Genomic DNA, 24,380 nt, shown 5'->3' with positions numbered 1-24,380 from the left:
CAGGCGATTCGCCTTATCGCGTCCCGAACCGTTCCTGCCACGATGACAACGCCGCGGAGCGTGCGGTGAACGCCCCCCGCGCAATCGCCCGTGACAAACAGGCCGCGGCGGCATGACCCAATCGCAATCCGTCCCAGACCGGATCGGGCAGATCGCGCGCGCCCGTCGCGGCGGCGAAGACCAGATCGCCATCCATGGGCGTATGACTGGGCAGGATCGCGCGCGCCATGCCATCATGTGCGGCGACGGCCAGCCGGGTGGCTTGTGCCTGGGTCAGCACAGCATCGGTTGCGACGATGGCGATGGTGGTCGATTGGCCGGGGGTGGTGTCGCCATAGGGTTCCCATGTCGGGGACAGACGCCCGACATCGTGTCCCCCGAATTCGCCCTCGATTTCCCACGGTGCTGCAAAAAACCGCCCATTATCGTCGCAGACCCGGCCAAGGGCGTTTACCGCCACCAGTGCCCCGACGGTTATACCGCAATCGAGAACGAGCGATGCCGACCCAAGCCCCCCGGCCAAATCCATTGTCGTCGCCCCGAACCCGGCCCCGACGGACCCGAGGTCGAACTCCACCGCAGCCCCCTCCAGCGCGGCCCGACCCAACGGCGCATAGGGATTGCGGTCCCAGGCCTTGTCGCCGCCATTCAGCAGATCGAACAGGATCGCAGCAGGCACAATCGGAACCCGTTGTTCGCCGACCGCGAACCCTCGTCCCGCAGCGCGCAACCCGTCCGCCACACCTGATGCCGCATCAAGCCCGAAGGCCGACCCACCCGACAGCACCAGCGCGTCGACTTCCTGCACCAGTTTGTCGGGTGCCAGCAGATCCGTCTCGCGCGTGCCCGGTGCGCCTCCCATGACATGAACGCCCGCGACGAAGGGCACGTCGCCCAGCAGGACGGTGGAGCCGGATCGCAGAGTGACATCATGTGCATTGCCGACCCGCAGGCCCGCGACATCGGTAATCAGGTTTCTGGGTCCGGGGCGCATCGGGTCAATCCTCGGGCAGAAGGGCACGGGTAATCGTGCCGGTGAACCGTCCGACGACGCGCAATCGGTCGGTGGCTGTCAGCGGCACGCCCGCGCCGGGAAACGTCAGGACAAGCGTGTCTTCCGGCAAGTCGGAAACCGTGCCCGCGTCGAAGAAGTGGCCCAGACGCGGGGCGAAGGGGCGGGCCAATACTTCAACCTGATCCAGGTCGGCGTCAGGGCAGACGTCCATCAAATGCGCGAAGACGAGCTGCTGCGCCGGGAAATCGCCAGCAAACACGCCAATCGACACACGGAATTTCATGTCGCGCCTACCCGCCCCCCGGTCCTGCCTGCGTCAGATGCAGCGGCCACCGTCCACCTCCATGCCGACGCCGGTGATCATCGAAGCCTCGTCCGAGCACAGGAAGCATGCGGCGTTGCCCATGTCCTGGGGCGTGGAAAAGCGGCCCAGCGGTATGGTCGACAGGAACTTCGCGCGCATTTCGGGCGTGTCCTCGCCCATGAACGTCGCCAGCAGGGGCGTGTCGCCCGCAACCGGGTTCAGGCAGTTGACGCGCACCCCTGCGGGCGCAAGCTCCACTGCCATCGTCTTGGTCGCGGTTATCATCCAGCCCTTGCTGGCATTGTACCAGTTCAAGCGGGGCCGTGGGCTGACCCCGGCAGTCGAGGCTATATTCAGGATAGCGCCGGATTTCGCTGCCTTCATCAAAGGCACGATATGGCGGGCCGACAGGTAGACCGACTTGGCGTTGACGGCCAGCACGCGATCGAAATCCTCCTCGGTCACGTCTTCCATTGCCATTGGCCGGTGCGAGATGCCGGCATTGTTCACCAGAATGTCGATCCGTCCCCAGTCGGCCATCGCCTGGGCCGTCAGGGCGACCCAATCGCCGTCTTTCGACACGTCTATCCGAGCGGACGTCCCGCCGACGCTCTTCGCGATCTCTGCTGCGCCCGCCGCATTCATGTCGGCCACTAGAACGCGCGCGCCCTCGGCCGCGAATTTCTCGACGATGCCGCGTCCGAAGCCCGAGGCGCCGCCGGTCACGATGGCCGTCTTGTCCCTTAATCGCATTGCAGCCTCCCTTTCTTACTTGATGCCCGACCCCTGACTGCAGCGCCAGCCCGTCCTGTGGTCGTGCCCGATGTGTGATAGGATAAAATCGGGACGTTTCATCGCACAGGAAGGACATCGGACATGACACTGCAGGAAATCGCTGACGAACTGGTGGCCGGAGTTCGCGAGAACCGCGCCAAGGAAAATCTCGGTAAGCTCTATGCGCCCGATGCCGTTTCGGTCGAAGCGCTGGATATGGGCGGCGGGCGCGAAGTCAAAGGCGTTGACGCCATCAGGGCCAAGCACGACTGGTGGCAAAATACCGTCGAATGGCTGGGTGGTGATGTCGAAGGGCCGTTTCCACACGGCGACGACCGGTTCGCCGTCTATTACACCATGCACACCCGCGACAAGGATTCCGGCAAGGAGCATCACGGCAAGGAGGTTGGCCTGTATCACGTCGCCGATGGCAAGATCGTACGGGAGGAATTCTTCTACGGCGGATGACAGGGCCGCTCCGCGTCATCCGTGATGCGCGGCCACCGTCTTCAACTGGCTGAAGCCGTACAGGGCTTCGAACCCTTTTTCGCGTCCGTGACCCGACTTGCCGACCCCACCGAACGGCAATTCGACCCCGCCGCCGGCGCCGTAGTTATTCAGAAACACCTGACCGGCGCGCAGGTCGCGCGCCAGCCGCATCTGACGCCCCCCGTCGCGGGTCCAGACACCTGCCACCAGGCCGTAATCGGTGCCATTGGCGATCTGTACCGCTTCGGCCTCGGTCTCGAACGGGATGACGACCTGCACCGGGCCGAAGATTTCCGCCTGTGCCAACGCATGAGCCCCGGTCGCTCCGGTCAGAAGGGTCGGCGCGACGTAGTGACCCCCGGTCCCGACGATTTCGCCTTGTCCGGCCACGGTCAGGTCGCCCGCCTGTGCCAGGAATCCATCCACGATGGCTTTCTGGCGCGCCGAGATGACCGGCCCCATATCCAGGTCGTCCATCGCGGGGCCGACCTTCAGCGCGCCATATCGCTCGGCCATTCGGGCGACCACGTCATCGTGGATCGATCGATGCACCAGAATGCGCGAAGCCGCCGAACAGGTCTGCCCGGCGTTCTGAATGCCCGCGTTCACGAGGAATGGAAGCGCCGCGTCCAGGTCGGCGTCATCGAAGACCAGTTGCGGGGATTTGCCGCCCAGTTCCAGCGTCACCGGCACGACATTCGCGCCCGCCGATTGCTGAACCTTTACGCCGGTCGCCACGGACCCGGTGAAGCTGATATGGTGGACACCGGGATGCGCGGTCAGCGCGGCTCCCGCTTCGCCCCCCAGACCCGGCACGACATTGAGCGCGCCGTCGGGCAATCCGGCTTCGGTCGCGATACGCGCGAAGGCCAGTGCGGTCAGGCATGCTTCCTCGGCGGGTTTCAAGACGCAGGCGTTGCCCATCGCCAGCGCCGCGCCGACGGAGCGCCCGATAATCTGCATCGGATAATTCCACGGCACGATATGGCCGGTGACACCATGCGGCTGCCGCAGGGTATAAACGGTATAGCCGTCCAGATAAGGGATCGTTTCGCCATGCACCTTGTCGGCGGCCCCACCGTAGAATTCCAGATAGCGGGCCAGCGCCACGGCATCGGCCCGCGCCTGCTTCAGCGGCTTGCCGACGTCCATCGCTTCCAGCACGGCCAGATCGTCGGCGCGGTTCAGCACCATCTGTCCCATGCGCGTCAGAACCCGCCCCCGTTCCAACGCCGGCATCCGGCCCCAATCGCCCGACAGCGCCTGATGGGCGGCGGCGACGGCGGCGTCGATATCACGCGACTGGCCGCGCGCGATCTGCGCCAGCGGTTGCCCCGTCGACGGATTTTCCAGCGTCAGCGTATCTGCGGCGCGCAGCCAGCGGCCGCCGATGAGCATTTCCTCGGTGTCGAACCAGATCGTCATGTCATTCCTCCGTGCCGTACATCGCGCGCCAATTCGCCGCCGCCATTCCATCGCGGTAGTCGGACAGCATGGCGGCGTCCAGCACCTCGATCAGCAGGCCCTCGCCGGTCCAGACTTCGATGCAGGTGAATGGGCCACGTTCGCAAGGCCGCGCGGTCCATCCGGCGGTGTCTGCAAGGGTCTCGATCTCGGTGGCGGCAAGGGGCGAAGCAACGGTCAGATGCGTCGCGCTGGCGGCGCGACGTGGTGGGCCGCCTTGAAATGCCACGGCGTCCGGGCCTTTCGTCACGCGCGTTCCGGCAGGGTAGACCTCGACCGCGGTGCCTCCGTCGTCCCTGGCGAAGGCGATCCATGCACCGGGACAGGGCGGAAACGGCAGGGCTTCGCCGCCCAGGATGCGGGCCAGCGTCTGTGCCATTGCGGCAGGGGCGCGGGCGGCGATGGAAACGCGAAGCAGTGTCATGCGGCCAGCCAATCTGCCGGGATCACCGGCGCGGCGGCGATCAATGTGCGGGTGTAATCGTGTTGCGGAGCGTCGAAAACCTGTGCCGTCTTCCCCTGTTCGACGATCCGGCCGGCGCGCATGATCAGAATACGGTCGGCAATCGCGCGCACAACCGTCAGATCATGCGTGATGAACAGATAGGCCAGCCCCAGCCTTTCCTGCAAATTCTCGAGCAAGGCCAGAACCTGCGCCCGGACGCGGACATCAAGCGCGCTAACCGCCTCGTCCAGCACAAGAACCTCGGGTTCGGTGATCAGGGCGCGCGCTATGGCGATACGCTGCCTTTGGCCGCCGGAGAATTCGTGGGGATATTTGTCCAGATCTCCGACCGTCAGCCCGACCTGGTTCAGCGCGTCGGTGGCCCGCGCCTCCGCGTCTCTGGGGCAACCGGTAAGGTGAAAGGGCTCCTGCACCAGTTTGCGGACGGTCCAGCGTGGGTTGAAGCTGCCGTAGGGGTCCTGGAATACGACGCTGATCTTCGCGCGATCCGCCCGCGTCATCGCGGTGCCGCCAGGTTTGCCCAGCAGGTCGATTCGGCCACCTTGCACCGGCTCCAACCCCAGAAGCGCGCGGGCGAGAGTGGACTTGCCGCAGCCCGACTCGCCCACCAAACCCAGACACTCACCCCGGTTCAGCGTCAGATTGACGTCGGCGACGGCGCGAAAGCCGCCATAGCTTCGGGTGATGTCTGTGGCTTGCAGGACCGGCGACGGAGCAATGGTGCGGGCCGCGCGGGGCAGGGGGCGCGAGGCGGAGAGCAGGTCGCGGGTATAGGCATGCGCATGGGTGCGGAACAGGGTTTCCGTCCGGCCCCGTTCGACGATTTCGCCGTGGCGCATGACCGCGACGTGATCAGCCAGTCCGGCGACGACGCCCAGATCGTGGGTGATGAGCAGAAGCGCCATCCCATCATCCGAGCCGTCGCGGACCAGGCCGCGAAGAAGATCAAGGATATCGGCCTGCGTCGTCACGTCGAGCGCGGTTGTCGGCTCATCCGCGATCAGCAGGCGGGGTCGATGCGCGATGGCCAGCGCGATACAAACCCGCTGACGCTGCCCACCCGACAATTCGTGCGGATAGCGGTCGAGGGGAATGGAGGCGAGGCCCACCCGGTCAAGCCGGTCACGAGCGATGCGCAGGGCCTCGGGCCGGGGGGTGCCACGCAGGCGCAGCGTCTCGCTCACCTGCGCGCCGATGGTCTGAACGGGGTTCAATGCGGTCATGGGTTCCTGAAAGATCATGCCGATGTCGGTGCCGCGAATACCCAGCCAGTCGCGTTCGCGCAGATGCGTGAGGTCGCGCCCGTCCAGGGTGATGGCCCCGGTCGTCGTCGCCCCGGACGGCAGCAGTCCGATCATGGCGAGCGCGGTCATCGACTTGCCGGAGCCGCTCTCGCCCACCAGCCCGGTGATCTCTCCCGACGCGACCGTCAGGTCCACGTTGCGCAGGATCGGCATGCCGTGGATCGACAGCGACAGGTCGGCAAGCTCGATCATCCGCGCACCCGCCGCAGACGCGGATCCAGCGCATCGCGTAACCCGTCGCCCAGCAGGTTGAGGCCCAGAACCATGCCGACAATGGCAAGGCCGGGCAGGATCGCCAGTTGCGGTTCCGAATAGATCAGCGTCTGGGCGTCGGCCAGCATCCGGCCCCAGGACGGCGTCGGCGGTTGCGCGCCAAGGCCGATGTAGGACAAGGCCGCTTCGGCGAGGATGCCGAGAGAGAACTGGATCGTCGCCTGCACGATCAGAAGGCTGGCGATGTTGGGCAGGATGTGCTGCACGCTGATGAGACCGCGACCTTTGCCCGCGACACGCGCGGCCTTGATGTAATCCAGTGTCCAGAGCGGCAGCGCCCCGCCCCGCGCCACACGGGCGAAAACCGGGATGTTGAAGATGCCGATGGCCAGGATTGCATTGAAGGCAGAGGGGCCGAAGACAGCGGTGATCAGGATGGCGATGACCAGCGAGGGAAAGGCGAAGATCAGGTCGTTGCCGCGCATGATGATTTCGTCCAGCCAGCCACCGTGCCGGGCCGCTGCCGCAAGACCCAGCGGCACGCCCGCGCCAATGCCGATGCCGACCGCGACCAGCGCCACGGCGATCGAGGTGCGCGCGCCTGCCATCAGCATCGAGAGCAAGTCCCGCCCGAAATGATCGGTGCCGAGCGGGTGTGCTAGCGACGGGGGCAGGGTGCGGTTCGCAATCGTCAGAACGGAGGTGTCGTAGGGCACCCAGACAACGCTGATCATAGCGGCCAGCGTGAATATCGCAGTCAGGGCCGCGCCCAGTGCCATCGCCGGTCTCATGCGGTAGCCGTCATGTTGCGGACCGGCGGCGCAGACGCGGATCGGCAAGAGTGTATGCGATCTCGACCGCGAATGTGACGGCGATGACGGCGAAGACCAGCAGCATTGTCACCGATTGCACGACGATGAGATCGCGTTGTGTGATGCCCTGGAAGATCAGCCGCCCGAGACCGGGCAGGAAGAACACATTCTCGATGATAATCGCGCCCGCCAGCAGGAAGCTGAATTGCAGGCCGAGGATCGTCAGCACCGGAATCGCGGCGTTGCGCAGGGCATGGCGGATAACAGTGGCCCGCCGCGACAGGCCCTTGGCGCGGGCGGTACGGATATAGTCCTGATCCAGCGTGTCAATCAGTGCGCCGCGCAATACGCGGGCCAGGATCGACGCTTGCGGCAGGGCCAGCGCGATGGCGGGCAGGGTCAGCGCTTTGATCGCCTGCACAGGTGTCGACCAGCCTGGAAAGCCACCTGCCGAGAACCATCCCAGGTAGACCGCGAAAAAAGCCACCAACAGCATGGCGAACCAGAAGTTCGGAACCGCGATGCCCAGTTGGGTGAACCCCATGATGCCCCAGTCGGAGACCCGGTTCCGGCGTGCGGCGGCCAGCACGCCCGCAGGAATTGCGATAATCAGGGTCAAGATCAAGGCATAGGCCGCCAGCGGTCCCGACACGACGATCCGATCTGCCACAAGTCCGGCGACCGGGACGCGATATGTATAGGACGTGCCGAAATCGCCGGTCACCATGCCGCCGACCCAAGCGACGTAGCGCTGGATCAGCCCGCCTTCCAACCCCAGTTCCGTGCGCAGGGCTGCAACCGTATCCGGCTGGGCATTCAGACCCAGCATGAAGGCCGCGGGGTCACCCGGCACGGCCTGCAGCATGACGAAGATCACCACGCTCGCCACCAGAAGCGAGAGGGTCATGGACAGCAGCCGGAGCAGGATCATGTGCATCATCGCCGCGACGCTAGACGTGCGGGCAGGCGCTGGAAAGAGCGTCATGGTGGTTAGGCAGTGTCATAATCCAGCGGAAGGCCGAAGCCTTGGCCGCGTCGACGCCGATTTGCTCGGCGGCCATGCCATATCGTCACACCCCGTCCAGATCAGAGAGGCGCCGCAATTGGGGTGCCCGTCAACCGAGATCGGCCATCGCGCATTTGCACGATAATTGTGCGTCGGTCAGTCCTGCGCCCGAAGCACGCCGGCCGGCCGCGCCGCCAAGGGCCGCCAGGCAAACGCCAGCCCCGCCAGCAGCGTGGCCAAGGACCCGCCCAGCACGATAGCCAGGGCCGAGCGCCATTCGAAGGTAAAAGGCGCTTCCATCACGAAAGTCAGGATGCCCCAGCCGGCCAGCGCACCGCCGATAATCGCGACGGTCCCCGCCGCTGCCCCCAGCAAAGCGGACCGGATGGCGAAACTGGTCAGGATCGTCGCGCGGGTCGCGCCCAGCGTCTTGAGGACCGAGGCCTCGAAGGTGCGGCTGCGCTCGCCCGCCGCTGCCGCACCGATCAGGACGATGAAGCCGGTCAGCAGGGTCGCCCCCGCGCCCCAGCTTGTCGCCGCGGCCAGCGCACCCAGGACTTCGGTCACCAGGGCGATGGCGTCACGCACACGGATGGCCGTGATATTGGGCGCGTCGCCCGCCACGTCGCGCAGGATCGCAGCTTCGGCGCTTTCTTCGGCATAGACGGTCGACAGCCAGGTATGCGGCGCGCCCTGCAAGGCAGCCGTATTGAAGATAATGACAAAGCCAATCCCGCCCGAGGAGAAATCGACCTCGCGGAAGTTGGTGACTGTGCCGGTAATGTCGCGGCCCAGCACGTTCATGACGATCTCGTCACCCAGCTTGATGCCCAACTCCTGCGCTTCTTCGCGGGCGAAGCTGATCTGCGGAGGACCGGTGTAACCCTCGGGCCAGAACTCTCCCTCGACAACGCGGGTGCCCTCACCGGGGGTGTCCGCAAAACTGATACGACGGTCGCCACGCGTGACCCAATGGTCGATTTCGGACGCAGGTTTCCCGGCGATCGACCGCACAACGCCGCCCAGCATCGGCGCGGTATCGACGCGGCTGACGGCAGGATCGTTCTCGACCCGATCCAGAAAGACGGGCAGTTGGTCCGGCTGGATGTCCACGAAGAAATAACTCGGCGCGATTTCCGGCAGGTCGCGGTCGATGGCGGCGCGCATATTGGCGTCGATCTGACCGACTGCGGCCAGAACCGTCAGGCCAAGGCCCAGCGAGAGAACGACTGCCGTCGCCTCGCCCCCCGGTCCGCCGACGGAGCCGAGTGCGAGGCGCAGCGCCGGATGCCCGCGCACCGCGCGCGTTCCGGCCAGGGCCCGTGACAGCCGCCGAACCCCCCAGGCCGCGCCGATCAGCAGGGCCAATGCGACGATAATTCCGCCCGCGGAATAAAGCGCCAGCGTCGGAATGCCCGACAGGATGGCCGACGACGCGATCAACACCACTACGGCCAGCGTCAAAGCGGCGATATACCGTTTGCGCGGCCAGATGCGGACCGCGCCGGACACATCGCGGAACAGCGACGCCGCGCGCACCTGTTCGGTTCGGGCCAGCGGCCAGAGCGTGAAGACCAGAGCCGTCAGCGCACCATAGAGAGCCGCTTCCAGCAACGGACCAAGATGCACGCCCAGGGCCACCGGGACCGGCAGCTGCGCCTTGATCAGCGGGCCGATGGCCAGGGGAATCGCGGCGCCAAGTGCCAGACCGATGGCGATGCCGAGCACGGCCAGTACGCCGATCTGCATCATGTAGGCCGCAAAGATCACGCGCCCTTCGGCACCCAGCGTCTTGAGCGTTGCGATCACGCCGGTCTTGCGCTCCAGGTAGCTGCGGACAGCCGCCGATACACCGACGCCGCCGACGGCCAGCCCGGCCAGCCCGACCAGCACCAGAAAGCTGCCGATGCGGTCGACGAAGCGTTCCACCTGCGGCGCGGCATTGCGCCTGTCGCGCCAGCGCGCGCCTGCATCGGCGAAAGCGGTTCCAACCTGAACTTCGGTCGCATCCAGCACCTCGTCCGACACGTCGCCCATGTCGATGCGATATTGCGCTTCGAACAGGCTGCCTTCGGAGACCAGACCGGACCCGTCTAATGCCGCCAGCGACACGAGGGTGCGCGGCCCGAGGCCAAAGCCCGCACCGCCAGCATCCGGTTCGCGGGTCAGCGCGGCGCGCAGGGTGAAACGCTTGGTGCCAAGGTAAAGCGCGTCGCCGATAGCCATGCCCAACCGATCCATCAGCACCGGATGGGCCACAATGCCGTTGTCGGCCAACGCATCGGACAAAGGTATGTCGGGGGACAACTCAACCCGACCGACCAGCGGATACAGGTCATCCACCGCCTTGACCTGCGTCAGTGCGCGGTCGGCATCGGGCCCGTCGCCCGTCGCGGCCATCGATCGGAAATCGAGGATTTCGGACACCGATCCCAGACCCTCCAGAACGGCACGTTCTTCGTCGCTGGCGCGGCGATAGTGGAACTGCAACTCTGCATCGCCACCCAGGATGACGCTGCCTTCGCGCGCCAGCCCGTCGGTAATTGACACCCGGACAGACCCGACGGCGGCAATGGCCGCGACGCCAAGCGCCAGGCAGGCCAGAAAGACGCGAAACCCCGATAGCCCGCCGCGCAATTCCCGCCGTGCAATAGTCGCGGCCTGTCGCAGCCAGTTCATTCTGCGGCCTTTGCGTTCACGGTTTCTGTATCAAGACGTCCATCGACCAGCCGGATCGTGCGGTCGCACCGCGCTGCCAGTTCCGTCGAATGCGTCACCAGAACCAGCGTGGCACCATACCGGTCGCGCAGGCCGAACAGCAGATCCATGATCGCCTCTCCCGTCGCCTGATCCAGATTGCCCGTCGGTTCGTCTGCCAACAGAATATCGGGACGTGGTGCGGCGGCACGGGCCAGTGCGACGCGCTGTTGCTCGCCACCCGACAATTGCGCGGGATAGTGATCGGTGCGATGGCCTAGGCCCACGGCCTGCAATTCGGCCTGCGCACGGTCGAACGCATCCACCACCCCGGCCAGTTCCAGCGGCGTGGCGACGTTTTCCAGCGCCGTCATCGTCGGGATCAGGTGGAAGGATTGGAAAACCACCCCCATATGTGACCGGCGAAAGCGGGCCAGCTGGTCTTCGTCCATTTCGGTCAGGTCATTGCCAAGTGCCATGACCTCGCCGCCGGTGGCCTTTTCCAGCCCGCCCATCAGCATCAGGAGAGACGACTTGCCCGACCCCGACGGACCCACCAGCCCCAGCGTGTCACCGCGTGCGACCTCAAGCGAGATGCTGTGCAGGATATCCACCATACCGGCGTTACCTTGCAGCGACAGCGAGACGTCGCGCAGTGACAGGACCATGGGGAAACTCCTTCGGTTGGGTGCCTTGGCATATGGGGTATTCACCCGGATGAACAAGTCGGTTCAGTTTTCATTCGCTGCCTTGATTTTAGGCACATCCGCGATGGCCCAGCCGGTTCAGGTGGTGGCTCTGGGCGACAGTCTGACCGCTGGATACGGCCTTCCGGACGGTCAGGGTTTCGTGCCGCAACTGCAAGCGTGGCTGGATGACGCGGGCGCGGATGTCGAAATCGTGAACGCAGGCGTATCGGGCGATACCACGGCGGGCGGCCTGGCGCGGCTGGACTGGTCACTGTCGGACGATACGGACGCGATGATCGTGGCGCTGGGCGGCAACGATCTGTTGCGCGGATTGCCGGTCGCGTCTTCTCGCAAAAATCTTGACGCCATCCTGAGCCGAATTGCCGGTGACGCCAATCTGCCAGTACTGCTGATCGGATTGGAGGCACCGGGAAATTACGGCCCGGATTATCAATCTGATTTCAATGCGATGTATCCTGACCTGGCCAGGAAATACGGCGTTTTGCTGGAGCGGAGCTTCCTGTCGCCCCTCGTTGCCGAAGTCGATCTTGCGACGGCGCGGAAACGGTATCTGCAGGCCGACGGGATTCATCCGAATCGTGAAGGCGTGGGCCTGATCGTTGCGGCATTCGGACCGCGCGTCGTGGAACTTGCGGCGCAGGCGACAGCGCAGAATTGAAAACGCCCCCGTCAGTAATTTCTGACGGGGGCGGTTCAATCCAGACCGGGCGACCTGGGAGGAGAGACACGCCCGGTCTCTGGATTATTCGTCTTCCGCGTTGGCGCGTTGGATATCGGCGAAGATACCGGCACCGTATGACGGCTGGTTCGAAATCACGGTCACGCCGTTCTGGCCGCGAACGTTATCCTGACCGTCATAGTCGGCGTTGAACTTACCATAGACCACATCGAGGTTGCCCGAACGGGTCGAGACAAACGTGGAGTTGTCGACATTGCGCAGGGTGCGGCGATTGTCCTGGCTGTCGTAATCCTGATTGAAATGCGCGACGGCGGCGGCTGAGCCGGAAGCAACTTCTGCGGTCGCCGGAACAGCAAGCGCAGCGACGGCGATCAGGGCGGAGGCGAAAACGGTTTTCATGACGAATGTCCTATTCATGGTGCGGACCCTGTGAATTGCGGCGGGCCCTGGTGGTGATGAAGGGCGATACTGCCCTGCTGGTGAGGGTAAAATGCGGGGTGCCATGCTCATTTTCAATGAACAGAAGCGTGATAATTTGCTGGTAATGGTGCATATGTGCACAATCATATTGTCTTTGCGCACCGGGTTCACGAAACGGGGTTTCTGGCTCTCCGGTCTGTGAGAATTTCCGGATTTTGGTAACGATCTGACAGGGCGGGAGGTGCCACCTGCGGTGATTGCCTTGCTCCGCGTCGCCACCTCGGCCAAACAACTGGCAAAGAGGGAGGCCGCGACATGACCCACATTCTTGCCATCGACCAAGGCACAACATCGAGTCGGGCCATACTTTTCGATGCACAGATGAAAATTACCGCGACCGCTCAACAGGAATTCCCACAACATTTCCCAGACAGCGGATGGGTCGAGCACGACGTCTCCGATCTATGGCGAACGGTGGTCGAGACCTGTCGCGATGTCGTGGCCAAAGCCGATATCGATGCGGACAGCATCGCGGCCATCGGGATCACCAACCAACGCGAGACGACCGTTGTCTGGGATCGCGATACCGGCGAGGCGGTCTATCGCGCCATCGTCTGGCAGGATCGCCGCACTGCCGCCTTTTGCCGTGACATGAAAGACCACGAGCCGATGGTGACGGCGCGCACCGGCCTGCTGATGGACCCGTACTTCTCGGGTACGAAGTTGCGTTGGATCCTGGAGAATGTGGAGGGCGCACGCGCGAAGGCCGCGGCAGGCAAACTGCTGTTCGGTACCGTCGACAGTTATCTGATCTGGAAGCTGACCGAGGGCCGTGCGCATGTTACCGACGCGACCAACGCGGCGCGCACCATGCTCTACAATATCCACGAAGGTCGCTGGGACGCCGAAATCTGCAAACTTCTGGATATTCCCATGGACATGCTGCCCGAGGTCAAGGATTGCGCCGCCGACTTCGGCACAACCGATCTGCTGGGTCCCACGATCCCGGTTCTGGGTGTCGCGGGCGATCAGCAGGCGGCGACTGTCGGGCAGGCCTGTTTCGACAAGGGAATGCTGAAATCAACTTATGGCACGGGCTGTTTTGCCCTTCTGAATACGGGTCAAACTGCGGTGACCTCGACCAACCGCCTGCTGGGAACGATTGCCTATCAACTGGATGGCAAACCGACTTATGCCCTGGAAGGTTCGATCTTCGTGGCGGGCGCGGTCGTACAATGGCTGCGCGACGGATTGGGCATCATCGGGCAGGCGTCAGACACACAACCGCTTGCCGACAAGGCCGATCCGCAACAGCGGTTGTATCTTGTGCCTGCCTTCACCGGTCTTGGCGCCCCGCATTGGGACCCGGACGCCCGCGGCGCGATCTTCGGCCTGACGCGCGGGTCCGGTCCTGCGGAATTCGCCCGTGCCGCGCTCGAATCCGTGGGGTATCAGACCCGCGATCTGCTGGAGGCGATGAAAGCGGATTACGCCACCGTCGGCGGCGACCTGGGTAATACCGTATTGCGGGTCGATGGCGGGATGAGCGCGTCGGACTGGTCGATGCAATTCCTGTCCGACATCCTGGGCGCGCCGGTCGACCGTCCGAAAGTATTGGAAACGACTGCGCTGGGGGCTGCATGGCTGGCTGGGATGCGCGCGGGCGTCTATCCGGATCAGGCTGGCTTCGCCGAGACCTGGGCGCTGGACGAACGGTTCGAGGCGAAGATGGACGAAGCCGACCGCGCCGAAAAATATGCGGGCTGGCAGGATGCCGTCGCCCGCACCTTGACGCGTTAGCCTGTCACCAGCCGACCCTTCAGATCGGCGAGCGACCGCGCTCCGATCTGCGTCATGTTCGCCACCATGTCTGCCGTCAGGATATGGTGCAGATGGTCGATGCCACGGGGCCCGAAAGCGGCGAGCGCAAAATACCAGGCCTTGCCCAGAAACACGAAATCTGCGCCCAAGGCGATCGCGCGGAGGATATCCAGTCCGTTTTCAACACCTGAACAATAATAAACCGGCACCCGTCCTGCGACCCGCTCAACCACCGGAGGCAAGGCATCCAGTGCGGCGGGGCCACCTTCGAACTGGCGGCCCGAGTGGTTCGACACCCAGATCGCGTCGACCCCCATGTCGATCAGGCGCGCCGCATCGTCCGGGTCCTGAACACCCTTGACGACCAGCGGCCCATCCCATTCGGCGCGGATTGCCTCGATATACGACCAGTCGGGGAAGGCGCGGATGAGTCGGCCCGCGTGGGTGAAACTGTCGGCCCCCTTTTCGCCTTTGGTGTAACTGCCGGGGAAGACCATTTCAGGCTTGCCCTTGCGCGCCATTCCCAAGGCCCATGCAGGGCATGCCATGATTGATGCGACGATCCGGGGCGTCATTACCGGCGGCATCGATACATGAGCACGGCGTTGGCGTTCGCGACGGCTTTCGCCCGGAACGTCGACGGTGACGGTCAACACGCGCCAGCCGGACGCCTTGATGCGAGCCAGCATGTCGCGGCGAATTTCGGGGTCGTTGACGGGGTAGTGCTGGAACCATCCGAGGTCGCCTATGATGGGGCCTGTGTCTTCGGGGGAAGCTGCGGCGACGGTGCTCTGGCCGTAAGGGATGCGGAGGCGGCAGGCGGCTTCGGCCATGTGGCGTTCGGCGTCGGGCCAAAGGACTCCGGCCAACCCGACGGGCGCGATGCCGAAGGGGGCGGAGTGGCTATGACCCAGCGTGGTGCACTGCAGGTCCGGAGCAATTTCGCCTTGCAGGATGGCAGGCCGGAATTTCACCTTATCAAAGGCTTGTCGGTTCTGGCGCAGGCCCATTTCACGGCCTGTGCCGCTGTCGAGGTACTCGAAGGCGAAATGCGGCATGCGGCGTCTGGCGCGGGTTCGCAGGTCGGAGAGGGCGGGGTGGGTGACGTCTAGATCCATGCCTGTGTTCCTGCCACGGAGCGGGCGGCGATGCCAGTGGGCGGATGCGAAATGGGCTGTCGAAACGGTGGGTGATCCGCGGGTGATCCACGTCGGACGTTCCGGGGGACGTTCAGCGCACCTTGAGGGTGATCTTGCCGATATGATCGCCGGCTTCCATCCTTGCGTGGGCCTTGGCGGCGTCCGCCAGATCGAAGGTCTGGTCCATCACCGGCGCGACGCTTCCGGCATCCAGCAGGGGCCAGACCTTGTCGCGCAGACTGTCGGCGATGCGGGCCTTGGCCAGGCTGGATTGCGGGCGCAGGGTGGAGCCGGTGACGGTCAGGCGGCGGACCATGATCTGGGCGAAGTTTACCTCGGCCCTGGGGCCGGTCAGGAAGGCGATCTGCACCAGCCGTCCGTCATCGGCCAGCGCCCTGATGTTGCGGTTGATGTAATCGCCGCCGACCATGTCGAGGATCAGGTTCGCGCCGCCCGCCTCGCGCAGGACATCGACGAAATCGACGTCCTTGTAGTTGATGGCCTCGGCCCCGAGGTCGGCGCAGACGGCGACCTTTTCATCGCTTCCGGCGGTGGAGAAGACCCGCGCGCCGAAGCTGCGGGCCAGCTGGATCGCGGTCGTGCCGATGCCCGACGTGCCGCCGTGGACGAGGAAGCGCTCGCCGCCGTGCAGGCCGCCCCGGTCGAAGACATTGGTCCAGACGGTGAAATAGGTCTCGGGCAGGGCGGCGGCCTGCGCCATGCTCATCCCCTCGGGGATGCGCAGCGCGTGGTCTGCGGGGGTGGTGACATATTCGGCGTATCCGCCTCCGGGCAACAGGGCGCAGACCTTGTCGCCCGCGTGCCAGCGGCTGACGTTCGGACCGGTGGCGACGACGGTGCCGGAACATTCCAGACCGGGCAGGTCGCTGGCACCTTTCGGCGGGTCATAGGCCCCGGCGCGTTGCAGGGCATCGGGCCGGTTCACACCTGCATGGTCAACGGCGATCAGGATGTCGCCGGGGCCGGGGGTCGGCACCGGGCGGGTGGTGATCTGGAGGACGTCGGGGCCACCGGGAGCGGTGATCTCGACGGCGCGCATGGTGGTGGGGAGGGTCATCGGCGTGGCTCCTGCTCGGGTTGCGGCAGGGGTAGCAGGTGGGGGCGGGGGTTGGGTAGGGGGTGGGGATATATGGCGGCTCTGCGGGACTGGGCGGCTATTGCACCAAGGCTGGCTTACGGCCGCAACACCAAGGCCTGCACTATTCTTCCCTATGCATGAGCGCGCACCCGTGCCAACCCTCTAATGAGGGGTAACGGGAAGAAAGAAAAAGACCGATGCGTACTTTCATTGCGAGTTTGCTTTTGACAACGGTAACTCTTGCTCCACCCTCTATTGCACAAACTCTCGAGCGTGCCTTCTCAATGCCTGGGGACGACGCTTGCCCAATCGACTTAGTCCAACCCGGCCCTGCAGGAGGTTGGACTGAGGGTGAGAAATGGGCATGGGAACAAGTCTGTCGAGGCCGCATCGCAAGCATGGCGTTGGCTGGGCCCGACGGCTTTGATAAACTGCCTTGTAATCCTGCGGAGATTGAGGGGGAGGTGCCTAAGCACCGGGTACTCAGTCCCGAATTCCTGCGCCTCATTCTTACCCGCGCCCACTGGGTAGAGGCTCTTGCCAAGCCCCAGGTGCTCATCCAGTGCGCCAAGTTGGGGGGACCGCTCGAGCTGGATAACGTCAAAGTCTCCCCATCATTTGCGCTGATACAAAGCCACATGCCCCGCGGTGCCACATTTACTAGAGCTAACTTTGATCGCGATTTGAGTTTCATAGGCTCGTCCTTTGGACCTTCATCCTCTTCTTTCACAGCCTTCCAATACGGTTTCTCAGCGCAAGGGCTTTCGGTCGGCGGCGACCTTTATCTTGGCGGCGCTTCTTTTCGAGATGTTGACATAAACAGCGCGAAAGTAGGGGGTTCGTTAAATGCTAGCGGTTCGACCTTCGAGGGGTTGTTCCGAGCGGTACGCCTTTCGGTTGGTGGCACTTTAGATCTTACAGAAGTTCTGTCATTTCAAGACGTCGATCTTAGCGGTGCGCATGTGGGGAATTCGGTGATCGCGAACGGCTCGAACTTCGAGGGCTCACTCCGTGCTGACAACCTTTCGGTCGGAGGTGGCATTGGGCTAAGTGGGGTTGTAGCCAGCAAAGATGTGTCCCTTCATGGGGCTCAGGTGGGTGGTCAGGTGGATGCCATGGGCTCCACCTTCGAGGGCTCGTTCATCGCGGAAGGACTTTCGGTCGGTCGCGACCTATTTCTCCGAGGCGGCTCGTCTTTTCAAAGGGTGAACATCTCTCGCGCATCCATCTCCGGAGCACTGCTGCTGGCCGGAAGCAAGTTCGACGGCGATTTCGATTTTTCCGCAAGTTCGGCTAATGAGATTGTACTTTTTCAGCCCAACATGGTCAGCGAAGGGCGCTATCACACTGATGATCCGATCTGGAGCGTCAATGCGCGGCTTAATCTGCGCAACACCGCGGTCGTGGTATTACAGTCTCGGACTTCCTCTTGGCGGAACAAGGAAGGCGGTTGGATCTCAGCCGACCTCTCCGGCTTCACATACGATCGCCTCGCGGGACTGCTCGGCGGAGTAGCCAATACGCTGAGCGACGAAACCGCCGCGGGGCTTGTGAACTGGCTCGTAGGCATCAGACTGGGCGACGATCGCTATGATCCACAGCCTTACGAGCAGCTAGCCGATGTGCTGGGTGAGAACGGCCAAGTGAGCAAGGCTAAAGCTATTCGCTATGCTAAGTTCCGCCATCGCGATCTGTCACAAGACAGCGAATTTTTTATGGTCGCCCTAGCCCGCGCTTCATCGCGTTGGGTCGTTGGCTATGGCGTCTACCCGTTCTTCGCTGTGTACTGGTATTTCACGCTCGTCGTCATTGGCTTCATGATTGCTTTGTTCAGCAGCGCGGAGCTTCTCAGGCCGCTCCATCTGAAATTCTGGTACTCGCTCGAAACCGCTTTGCCGCTAGTCGAGTTCAGCGAGAAGCACAAAGCTATCGACCACGGGAGCTGGTTGGTAGAAAGCTGGTTCCATTTCCAGAAGTTAATCGGCTTTGGACTTGCCACTTTCTTGGTTGGCGCGCTGACGCTTTTGGCGAGCTAGACACAGAAACCCGTCAAAGACTCGGAATTTCGCCAACCTTAAGTTCGAGCGAAGTCGCAGGCCAGTTGGTGGCTGCCTGAAAAGGTGCCCTCGGACCGGTGATTGATGATACCTGCCGCCTCAAAAAATTTGCAGCTTCGGGCTCGAAGCCGACCTTCAAGCATTCACGTCACCCGTCGCCCCCCACCGATCCACGAACACCAACTCTTCCAGTGGCAACCGCTTTGCCCAGCCTTTCGCCTGCAACTCCGGTTCGTCGTATAACTCCACGACATAGCCGAGGCAGAGGTAGGCGACCGGGACGATGTGGTCGGGCAGGGCGAAGATCGTGCGCAGGTCGGTGTCGCGGAGGATGCTGACCCAGCCGACACCGATGCCCTCGGCGCGGGCGGCGAGCCAGAGGTTCTGGACGGCGCAGACGGTCGAATACAGGTCCATGTCGGGGGCGTGGGTGCGGCCCAGCCCGACTTTGCCGCCGCGGGTGCGGTCGCAGGTGATCAGCAGGTTGAGGGGGGCCTGTTCGATGCCGGCCAGTTTGAGGGAGGAATAGAGGGCGCGCCGGTTTTCGGGGAACAGCGCGGCGGCCTCGGTATTGGCGCGGGTGAAGGCGGCGGCGACTTGCGATTTGATCGCCGGGTCGCGGACGAGGAGGAAGTTCCACGGCTGCATCAGGCCGACCGAGGGGGCGTGGTGGGCGGCGCGGAGCAGTCTGTTCAGGGTGTCGGGGTCGATGGGGTCGGGCAGAAACTGGCTGCGGACATCGCGGCGGGTTTCGATGGCGCGATAGACGGCGTCGCGCTCGGCCTGCGAAAAGGGTCCGGCAGGGCTTGTGGGGTTTGATGTGTCCGACATGGTGCAGGGTTAGGGGGTCTGCCGCAAAGGAGCAATGTGTGTCGGGCGGAGGCGTCAGGACGGGTCGCGCCACATGCCCGGCATGTCGCCGCGCGGGGGGCGGGCCGGGGCCTTGATGCGGTCGAGAATCAGGTTCGGCCCGGCCATCAGGCGCGAGAGCAGGGGCGATTTGCGGACCTGTCCCTTGGCTTTTTCGATTTGCATCACATCGTCGATGCGGCGGTCCAGGAACCCCCATGTCTCGCGGTAGCCGTCGGATTGGTCGCCCAGCCAATAGAGGACGGTGGCGGAATAGACGCCCGAGAGGGTCGCGCGTTTGGTGTACCAGTTCACGTCGGTGCTCTTGTCGCCCAGAACGTCCCAGATGGCGTCCGCCGTGCCCCAGACCGCGCGCAATCCGTCGGCGGCGTGGATCGGCAGGGCGAACAGGGTCATGCCGCGGCGCACGGCCTCGCGGTGTTGTTCGGCGATTTGGAGACGGGTGCGGACGGCGTGGGCCACGCGGTCGCGGAACCGCATTTCGGTCAGGTCCTGAGCGCGGAGTCTGGCGATCATCTGGTCGTCGCCGCGTCGGTGGAAGGCCATGGCGAGATCGACGGAGCCGCGCGGGAAGGCGGCGCGGCCCTGTGCCGGCGTGACTTTGGCATCGCGGATGGCATTGCGGAACGTGGCCGCCGACCAGCCGTCGAAGGCGACGTGGGGCAGGGCGGCGTCGATCAGGCGGTCCTTGAGATTGGGCATGGCGGCCTCCGGTTGGGTTTGCTGCGACTCACTGGACAAGATAGGGGCCCGCGCCTATATGGCCACTTCCTGCACGGATTTATCCGACCCACTCAAACCTAGAAAGGTGGTGAAAACCACATGCAGGTCAGCGTTCGCGATAACAACGTCGATCAGGCGCTTCGTGCCCTGAAGAAGAAGTTGCAGCGTGAGGGTGTCTTTCGTGAAATGAAGCTCAAGCAACATTTCGAGAAGCCCTCCGAGAAGAAAGCACGCCAGAAGGCCGAGGCCATTCGTCGTGCCCGTAAGCTCGCTCGCAAGAAGCTCCAGCGCGAAGGGATGATGTAAGTCGTCCTGTGATTGCCAGAGTTTGAGAATTGACCCCCCGGAGGCCGTTCAGGTGTCCGGGGGTTTTTCATTTCCCCCGTCCGGCAGGCGCAGCGCGACGGCGACCGACAGCCCGGCCAACGCGGCCCCGGCCCAGGCCGCGACGGCGAATCCGGCCAGCAGATCGCCCGACAGCACCAGACCCAGAAGCGCGGTGGCGACCAGACCGCCGATACGGCTGACGGCGTTGTTCACGCCCGAGGCCGTGCCGGACCGCGCGGCACCCGCAGACGAGAGCACCGCCGATGTCAGGGGCGCGACGGCCAGCGCCATGCCGACCGACAAAGACAGCAATCCGGGCAGGATGTCCGGCAGATATGTCGCATCCGCAGGCAATTGCGCGAGCAGCAGAAAGCCCACTGTCACCAAGGCCGCGCCGCCTGCCAGCAGATTGCTGGTGCCGAAGCGGTCGACCAGCGCGCCGCCTGAAAACCGCGACATCGCCCCGATAATCAGCGGCATCGGCAGGATCGCCAGCCCGGCGGCGGACGCAGCGTAGCCCAGACCGGAGATCAGCGTGTAGGGCAGCAGAAGCATCAGGCCGCCCAGTGCGGCATAGAGAAAGAACGTGAACAACGTCAGACCGGAGAACCCGGAATCGCGGAACAGGACCAGGGGGATCATGGCGGCATCGCCCTTGCGTCCCTCGACCACCACGAATCCGGTCAGCAGCGCCGCGCCCAGGATCAGGGCCGGGATCGTCGTGCCGCTGGTGCCTGTGTCTGGCAGAGCGATCAGTCCCCAGACGGCGGCCAGCAATCCAACCGAAACAAGTGCCGCGCCCAGCCAGTCGAGTGGCGCGCGTGCGTTCACATCAGCGATGCTTTCGCGGATGCTGTGTCTGGCGATGACGTAGGCCGACGCCGCAAACGGCAGGACGGCGATGAAGGCCCAGCGCCAGCCCGCGACGTCCACGATCCAGCCGCCGGCAACCGGGGCCACTGCGCCCGCTGCCGCCCCGGCCCCGGCCCATGTGCCGACCGCGCGCCCGCGGTCGGAGCCGGAAAACGCCTCGGCCAGAATTGCCAGCGACGTGGGGGCAATCATCGCCGCGCCCAGACCCTCCAGTACGCGGGCGATCAGCAGGACCGGGAAGGACCATGCGCCCGCCGCCAGCAGGCAGGACGCGGCGAAGACCCCCAAACCCGTTTGGAACACACGCTTGCGCCCGAAATGATCGCCCAGCGCACCGCCCATCAGCACCAATGCGCCCAGTGGCAAAAGGTAGGCGTTGACGATCCACTGCGCCCCCGACGGCCCGGTGCCGAAATCGGCCTGCATCTGTGGCAGCGCGACGTTCACGATGGAGCCCAGAACGAAGGCCAGACTGGAGGCGACGGTGGCCGCGATCAAGGTGCCACGCGCGCCCTGCGGGGCAGCAGCGACCGCGGGAACGGGAGTGCAGGGAAGGGGAAGGGCGTTGGTCATCGGGTGGAAGACTGGCAGATTTCGCGTGATCTGTCAGGTGCCGGGCGTTTGCCCCAATGCAAATCGGCCCCGCATTACGGGGCCGAACCTGTCTTTGCAATCAGTCAGGGCAAACCGTCATCCCTCGAGGATGATCCCGTCGTCGGTGATCGCGCGCACGCCCTTTTTCTCAGGCGAATACGGATCGATTGTATCGTCGGTTACGACCCGTTCCGTCACCCCCGGAATGGTGGCGAAATCGCGCATGATCCGGTCGGGAAACCAGCGCCGTTTGATCTGGGTGAAGCCAAGTTCCTGCAATACGCCCGTCACCGCCTGCCCGCATGTGGCCTTGTTGGAGGGGCCGACGGCCTGAACCAGCTGCAACGCGCGTTCCGCCATTTCTGGCGGTATGACGATCTCTTGCAGGACCATCCGATAGGTCGGTCGGGCGTGATAATCGATATAGAAATCCAGCATCGTCGGCGTGATGCCGAACAGCACGTCACCCCGTTCGGGAGCGTTCGGGTGACGCCAGGTTCCGGCGGGATCGAAGATCACCCGCTGACTGCCGGAAATCAGCAGGGCGGAATGACCGCCTGCCCCGCTGCGATTGTTGATGGCCGTCATCAGCGTCAGCGTGGTCGGGCCGGACGCTTTGTAGGCGCGGTTGTTCACTTCTGTCATCGGAGCGTAGACGTTATCAGCGCCGCAAGCGGACAGGATCGGAAACAGCAGGAGCAGTGCAAAAATACGTATCATAGCGATTACGTCCGGAAGATCGCGAGGAAGACAAGCAGGGCGATAATCGCGATCACGGTCCATTTTACCGTGGTCATGAAGCCTGCGAAGGTTTTTTCCTGTTCGGTAATGTCCATGCTTCCGGGTTTATGTTCCTCGGTCATGCGTTTTTCCTTGTCCCAAGATTGTTCTGTTGCGCAGTCGTTTAGCCGATGTGGTAGCCCCTGTCACGATGTCGCGGGTGCGTCAGCTTGCGCGGCATCCCCTATTTCATCTGTCTGTTCTTCCGCTTGTTCCAACGCGCGCGCCAGTTGAAAACCGATCCTTTCGGGCGTGGGCTGATCGACAGGACGGGGCATGGCGCGCAACATCACATTCAGTTGACTGATGTGCTGAATCGCCTGCATCATTTCTCCTGCCTCGTTCACACCCGAAAATGTCACCAGATCGGGGGCATGAAACCCTACACCCTGTATCCGCAGAATACCGGACGGGCCGCCCGTGAAGCCCATGGCCATAACCTCCGCGTCGTTCAGGGCCTCCTCGAAAGCCTTCATATACAGTATGATACGCTGGTAGGCCCATTCTGCCGGGCTTTTGCCTGGACTGTTCTTCAAGTTGGCGGGCACCGGCACAGCATGGTTAATGCCATCGGCCCGCAACTCGGCGCAGCGCTGCAAGGCGTCAGATTCCATGGCTTCGACCGTGGTCTTGGGGTCAGTCATATACACACCTTGGCCAATGGGCCAAGGCGGCGCAACTCATCCGTCATCAGGCAGCCTGCCAGAGCCAGACCCCGTCGTCGCGGGTGGTGCGGGTGGCGCGACCCGTCAGGTAGAGGTGTTGCAAATGGGCGATCGTCTCGAAAAAGGCGAGGCCATAGATATCGCCTTCGACCTTGCGCTTGAACAGGGGAGCGAAGCATTCGCCTCCTACGCGCGGTGTTGCCAGATGCGCATGCAGACGGTTCAGCGCGGCAATATGGTTCTGCCGGAGCGAAGCCATCCGGGTCGGCAGACCGTGATACGGCGTCTTGTGACCCGGCAGGACAAGGTGGCCGTCGCGCGCCAAAAGGGTCAGGCGGTCGCAGGCCGTCAGCCAGTCGCCAATCGGATCGGCGTTGTTCTCGGACGGATAAAGGCCGAGGTTCGGCGAGATGCCGGGCAGAAGCTGATCGCCGCCCAGCACGAGGTCGCCGCCGATTTCATAGAGCACGGCGTGTTCCGCCGCATGGCCGTCGCCACGCGCCACATGCCAGCGCCGGCCGCCGAAGGACAGCGTGTCGCCGTCTGCGATCCGTGTATAGCCGACGGGCAGGGGCGCGACGATGTCGGCGAAATTGAAGGGGCGTTCCGTTGCACGCCTGGCCAGAACATCGGTGTCCATCCCCCATTTGCGGCAGAAGTCCAGCGTTTCGGGCGTCGGCAGGGGTTGATCGTCCAGTGTCAGCATCCGCGCCATCAACCATGCCGTGCGCGTCATCAGAAGCTCAGCACCCTGCGATTGCAGAAATCCGGCCAGTCCGACATGGTCGGGATGGTGGTGCGTGACCAGCAGGCGGGTGATCGGATCGCCGCTCAGCGGCCCGTCGCGCAGGGTTTGCAGGATGGCACGGGTGCGTCGGGTGTCGAAGCCGGTGTCGACCATCGCCCAGCCATCGGGTTCGCGCAGGAAGAAGACGTTGACGTGATCCAGCGCCATCGGCAGCGGCAGCCGTGCCCAGAGGACGCCATCGGCGACTTCAATCACTTCGCCTTCCGAAGGGGGCGTGTCCCACGGGAAGTTCAGTCCGGCATAGCCGTCGGGCAGGGTCAGATCATTCATG

Annotated in this window: 25 protein-coding genes; 5 read left to right on the top strand and 20 right to left on the bottom strand. The window is 64.0% G+C overall.

From position 1 onward, the window contains the following. Nucleotides 1–13: 13 nt before the first annotated feature. From BMY38_RS16420 to BMY38_RS16410, 3 genes are read right to left on the bottom strand one after another with little or no spacing between them, the layout of a single operon-like run. Nucleotides 14–994 carry a P1 family peptidase gene (locus BMY38_RS16420; protein ID WP_092764892.1) on the bottom strand — a complete coding sequence of 327 codons (981 nt, stop codon included), beginning with the start codon at nt 992–994 and terminating at the stop codon, nt 14–16. A gap of 4 nt (nt 995–998) precedes the next feature. Next, nucleotides 999–1,298 (bottom strand): hypothetical protein, encoded by a 300-nt coding sequence (locus BMY38_RS16415; protein ID WP_092764890.1) that lies wholly within the window; start codon nt 1,296–1,298, stop codon nt 999–1,001. Between the two features lie 33 nt (nt 1,299–1,331). Continuing rightward, nucleotides 1,332–2,072, bottom strand: a complete 741-nt coding sequence (locus tag BMY38_RS16410; protein ID WP_092764888.1) for an SDR family oxidoreductase — start codon at nt 2,070–2,072, stop codon at nt 1,332–1,334. A 123-nt stretch (nt 2,073–2,195) separates the two neighbouring features. Between BMY38_RS16410 and BMY38_RS16405 the strand changes: the two genes are divergently transcribed. Continuing rightward, the gene (locus BMY38_RS16405; RefSeq protein WP_092764886.1) at nt 2,196–2,561 is read left to right on the top strand and encodes a nuclear transport factor 2 family protein; all 366 of its coding nucleotides are present in this window, start codon (nt 2,196–2,198) and stop codon (nt 2,559–2,561) included. Nucleotides 2,562–2,576: 15 nt separating this feature from the next. On the opposite strand, the gene BMY38_RS16400 is transcribed toward BMY38_RS16405, so the two are convergent. The 7 genes from BMY38_RS16400 to BMY38_RS16370 all read right to left on the bottom strand — a co-directional run bounded on the left by BMY38_RS16400 (nt 2,577) and on the right by BMY38_RS16370 (nt 11,212). Then, entirely contained in the window at nt 2,577–4,007 is a 1,431-nt protein-coding gene (locus BMY38_RS16400) for an aldehyde dehydrogenase family protein (protein ID WP_092764884.1), read from the bottom strand. A gap of 1 nt (nt 4,008) precedes the next feature. Then, a complete protein-coding gene (locus BMY38_RS16395; RefSeq protein ID WP_092764882.1) occupies nt 4,009–4,470 on the bottom strand; it encodes a hypothetical protein in 462 nt (153 codons plus the stop codon). Continuing rightward, a complete protein-coding gene (locus BMY38_RS16390; RefSeq protein ID WP_092764880.1) occupies nt 4,467–6,008 on the bottom strand; it encodes a dipeptide ABC transporter ATP-binding protein in 1,542 nt (513 codons plus the stop codon). Before BMY38_RS16390 ends, BMY38_RS16395 begins: the two co-directional genes overlap by 4 nt. After that, nucleotides 6,005–6,820, bottom strand: coding sequence for an ABC transporter permease (locus BMY38_RS16385; protein ID WP_092764878.1), 816 nt, complete (start codon nt 6,818–6,820; stop codon nt 6,005–6,007). The genes BMY38_RS16390 and BMY38_RS16385 overlap by 4 nt, the downstream gene beginning before the upstream one ends. Before the next feature lie 10 nt (nt 6,821–6,830). Next, nucleotides 6,831–7,781, bottom strand: a complete 951-nt coding sequence (locus BMY38_RS16380; RefSeq protein WP_092765036.1) for an ABC transporter permease — start codon at nt 7,779–7,781, stop codon at nt 6,831–6,833. 222 nt (nt 7,782–8,003) lie between these two features. After that, nucleotides 8,004–10,526 carry an ABC transporter permease gene (locus BMY38_RS16375; RefSeq protein ID WP_092764876.1) on the bottom strand — a complete coding sequence of 841 codons (2,523 nt, stop codon included), beginning with the start codon at nt 10,524–10,526 and terminating at the stop codon, nt 8,004–8,006. Beyond that, nucleotides 10,523–11,212, bottom strand: a complete 690-nt coding sequence (locus BMY38_RS16370) for an ABC transporter ATP-binding protein (RefSeq protein ID WP_092764874.1) — start codon at nt 11,210–11,212, stop codon at nt 10,523–10,525. The genes BMY38_RS16375 and BMY38_RS16370 overlap by 4 nt, the downstream gene beginning before the upstream one ends. On the opposite strand from BMY38_RS16370, the gene BMY38_RS16365 reads away from it, so the two are divergent. Further along, nucleotides 11,211–11,912 carry an arylesterase gene (locus BMY38_RS16365; protein ID WP_092764872.1) on the top strand — a complete coding sequence of 234 codons (702 nt, stop codon included), beginning with the start codon at nt 11,211–11,213 and terminating at the stop codon, nt 11,910–11,912. The genes BMY38_RS16370 and BMY38_RS16365 overlap by 2 nt on opposite strands. An 84-nt stretch (nt 11,913–11,996) precedes the next feature. Here BMY38_RS16365 and BMY38_RS16360 read toward each other — a convergent pair whose 3' ends face one another. After that, nucleotides 11,997–12,332: a hypothetical protein gene (locus tag BMY38_RS16360; RefSeq protein ID WP_092764870.1), complete on the bottom strand. Its 336-nt coding sequence runs from the start codon at nt 12,330–12,332 to the stop codon at nt 11,997–11,999. Between the two features lie 336 nt (nt 12,333–12,668). Here BMY38_RS16360 and glpK point away from each other — a divergent pair, with 336 nt between their 5' ends. Further along, a complete protein-coding gene (gene glpK, locus BMY38_RS16355) occupies nt 12,669–14,153 on the top strand; it encodes a glycerol kinase GlpK (RefSeq protein WP_092764867.1) in 1,485 nt (494 codons plus the stop codon). On the opposite strand, the gene BMY38_RS16350 is transcribed toward glpK, so the two are convergent. Beyond that, nucleotides 14,150–15,292: an alpha-hydroxy acid oxidase gene (locus BMY38_RS16350; protein WP_092764865.1), complete on the bottom strand. Its 1,143-nt coding sequence runs from the start codon at nt 15,290–15,292 to the stop codon at nt 14,150–14,152. The two genes, glpK and BMY38_RS16350, sit on opposite strands and share 4 nt — an antisense overlap. A gap of 112 nt (nt 15,293–15,404) precedes the next feature. Beyond that, entirely contained in the window at nt 15,405–16,391 is a 987-nt protein-coding gene (locus BMY38_RS16345; protein ID WP_092764862.1) for an NAD(P)H-quinone oxidoreductase, read from the bottom strand. A gap of 218 nt (nt 16,392–16,609) precedes the next feature. Here BMY38_RS16345 and BMY38_RS16340 point away from each other — a divergent pair, with 218 nt between their 5' ends. Next, a complete protein-coding gene (locus BMY38_RS16340) occupies nt 16,610–18,448 on the top strand; it encodes a bactofilin family protein (RefSeq protein WP_139204731.1) in 1,839 nt (612 codons plus the stop codon). 156 nt (nt 18,449–18,604) lie between these two features. Here the strand turns inward: BMY38_RS16340 and bluB are convergent, their stop codons facing one another. After that, complete coding sequence (gene bluB / locus BMY38_RS16335; protein ID WP_092764857.1) at nt 18,605–19,300, bottom strand: 5,6-dimethylbenzimidazole synthase; 696 nt, start codon at nt 19,298–19,300, stop codon at nt 18,605–18,607. Nucleotides 19,301–19,354: 54 nt separating this feature from the next. After that, complete coding sequence (locus tag BMY38_RS16330) at nt 19,355–20,041, bottom strand: COQ9 family protein (RefSeq protein ID WP_092764855.1); 687 nt, start codon at nt 20,039–20,041, stop codon at nt 19,355–19,357. Between the two features lie 120 nt (nt 20,042–20,161). Between BMY38_RS16330 and rpsU the strand changes: the two genes are divergently transcribed. After that, entirely contained in the window at nt 20,162–20,368 is a 207-nt protein-coding gene (gene rpsU / locus BMY38_RS16325) for a 30S ribosomal protein S21 (protein ID WP_092764853.1), read from the top strand. A 48-nt stretch (nt 20,369–20,416) separates the two neighbouring features. On the opposite strand, the gene BMY38_RS16320 is transcribed toward rpsU, so the two are convergent. From BMY38_RS16320 to BMY38_RS16300, 5 genes are all read right to left on the bottom strand, one after another. Next, a complete protein-coding gene (locus BMY38_RS16320) occupies nt 20,417–21,835 on the bottom strand; it encodes an MFS transporter (protein WP_092764851.1) in 1,419 nt (472 codons plus the stop codon). A gap of 117 nt (nt 21,836–21,952) precedes the next feature. Then, entirely contained in the window at nt 21,953–22,576 is a 624-nt protein-coding gene (locus BMY38_RS16315) for a hypothetical protein (RefSeq protein WP_175495927.1), read from the bottom strand. Between the two features lie 5 nt (nt 22,577–22,581). Then, entirely contained in the window at nt 22,582–22,719 is a 138-nt protein-coding gene (locus BMY38_RS16310; protein ID WP_092764849.1) for an aa3-type cytochrome c oxidase subunit IV, read from the bottom strand. Between the two features lie 63 nt (nt 22,720–22,782). Beyond that, nucleotides 22,783–23,280, bottom strand: coding sequence for a hypothetical protein (locus BMY38_RS16305; RefSeq protein ID WP_092765034.1), 498 nt, complete (start codon nt 23,278–23,280; stop codon nt 22,783–22,785). Nucleotides 23,281–23,326: 46 nt separating this feature from the next. After that, nucleotides 23,327–24,379 (bottom strand): MBL fold metallo-hydrolase, encoded by a 1,053-nt coding sequence (locus BMY38_RS16300; protein WP_092764847.1) that lies wholly within the window; start codon nt 24,377–24,379, stop codon nt 23,327–23,329. Nucleotide 24,380: the final 1 nt, after the last annotated feature.

This window comes from Jannaschia helgolandensis, from assembly GCF_900109285.1.
Classification (GTDB): domain Bacteria; phylum Pseudomonadota; class Alphaproteobacteria; order Rhodobacterales; family Rhodobacteraceae; genus Jannaschia; species Jannaschia helgolandensis.
This window is presented reverse-complemented; position numbering and strand designations above follow the sequence as displayed.

Excerpts from the sequence above, each read along its gene's own strand:
- BMY38_RS16420 (WP_092764892.1), bottom strand. The coding sequence starts at position 994 with ATGCGCCCCGGACCCAGAAACCTGATTACCGATGTCGCGGGCCTGCGG.
- BMY38_RS16415 (WP_092764890.1), bottom strand. The coding sequence starts at position 1,298 with ATGAAATTCCGTGTGTCGATTGGCGTGTTTGCTGGCGATTTCCCGGCG.
- BMY38_RS16410 (WP_092764888.1), bottom strand. The coding sequence starts at position 2,072 with ATGCGATTAAGGGACAAGACGGCCATCGTGACCGGCGGCGCCTCGGGC.
- BMY38_RS16405 (WP_092764886.1), top strand. The coding sequence starts at position 2,196 with ATGACACTGCAGGAAATCGCTGACGAACTGGTGGCCGGAGTTCGCGAG.
- BMY38_RS16400 (WP_092764884.1), bottom strand. The coding sequence starts at position 4,007 with ATGACGATCTGGTTCGACACCGAGGAAATGCTCATCGGCGGCCGCTGG.
- BMY38_RS16395 (WP_092764882.1), bottom strand. The coding sequence starts at position 4,470 with ATGACACTGCTTCGCGTTTCCATCGCCGCCCGCGCCCCTGCCGCAATG.
- BMY38_RS16390 (WP_092764880.1), bottom strand. The coding sequence starts at position 6,008 with ATGATCGAGCTTGCCGACCTGTCGCTGTCGATCCACGGCATGCCGATC.
- BMY38_RS16385 (WP_092764878.1), bottom strand. The coding sequence starts at position 6,820 with ATGAGACCGGCGATGGCACTGGGCGCGGCCCTGACTGCGATATTCACG.
- BMY38_RS16380 (WP_092765036.1), bottom strand. The coding sequence starts at position 7,781 with ATGATGCACATGATCCTGCTCCGGCTGCTGTCCATGACCCTCTCGCTT.
- BMY38_RS16375 (WP_092764876.1), bottom strand. The coding sequence starts at position 10,526 with ATGAACTGGCTGCGACAGGCCGCGACTATTGCACGGCGGGAATTGCGC.
- BMY38_RS16365 (WP_092764872.1), top strand. The coding sequence starts at position 11,211 with ATGGGGAAACTCCTTCGGTTGGGTGCCTTGGCATATGGGGTATTCACC.
- BMY38_RS16370 (WP_092764874.1), bottom strand. The coding sequence starts at position 11,212 with ATGGTCCTGTCACTGCGCGACGTCTCGCTGTCGCTGCAAGGTAACGCC.
- BMY38_RS16360 (WP_092764870.1), bottom strand. The coding sequence starts at position 12,332 with ATGAAAACCGTTTTCGCCTCCGCCCTGATCGCCGTCGCTGCGCTTGCT.
- glpK (WP_092764867.1), top strand. The coding sequence starts at position 12,669 with ATGACCCACATTCTTGCCATCGACCAAGGCACAACATCGAGTCGGGCC.
- BMY38_RS16350 (WP_092764865.1), bottom strand. The coding sequence starts at position 15,292 with ATGGATCTAGACGTCACCCACCCCGCCCTCTCCGACCTGCGAACCCGC.
- BMY38_RS16345 (WP_092764862.1), bottom strand. The coding sequence starts at position 16,391 with ATGACCCTCCCCACCACCATGCGCGCCGTCGAGATCACCGCTCCCGGT.
- BMY38_RS16340 (WP_139204731.1), top strand. The coding sequence starts at position 16,610 with ATGCGTACTTTCATTGCGAGTTTGCTTTTGACAACGGTAACTCTTGCT.
- bluB (WP_092764857.1), bottom strand. The coding sequence starts at position 19,300 with ATGTCGGACACATCAAACCCCACAAGCCCTGCCGGACCCTTTTCGCAG.
- BMY38_RS16330 (WP_092764855.1), bottom strand. The coding sequence starts at position 20,041 with ATGCCCAATCTCAAGGACCGCCTGATCGACGCCGCCCTGCCCCACGTC.
- rpsU (WP_092764853.1), top strand. The coding sequence starts at position 20,162 with ATGCAGGTCAGCGTTCGCGATAACAACGTCGATCAGGCGCTTCGTGCC.
- BMY38_RS16320 (WP_092764851.1), bottom strand. The coding sequence starts at position 21,835 with ATGACCAACGCCCTTCCCCTTCCCTGCACTCCCGTTCCCGCGGTCGCT.
- BMY38_RS16315 (WP_175495927.1), bottom strand. The coding sequence starts at position 22,576 with ATGATACGTATTTTTGCACTGCTCCTGCTGTTTCCGATCCTGTCCGCT.
- BMY38_RS16310 (WP_092764849.1), bottom strand. The coding sequence starts at position 22,719 with ATGACCGAGGAACATAAACCCGGAAGCATGGACATTACCGAACAGGAA.
- BMY38_RS16305 (WP_092765034.1), bottom strand. The coding sequence starts at position 23,280 with ATGACTGACCCCAAGACCACGGTCGAAGCCATGGAATCTGACGCCTTG.
- BMY38_RS16300 (WP_092764847.1), bottom strand. The coding sequence starts at position 24,379 with ATGAATGATCTGACCCTGCCCGACGGCTATGCCGGACTGAACTTCCCG.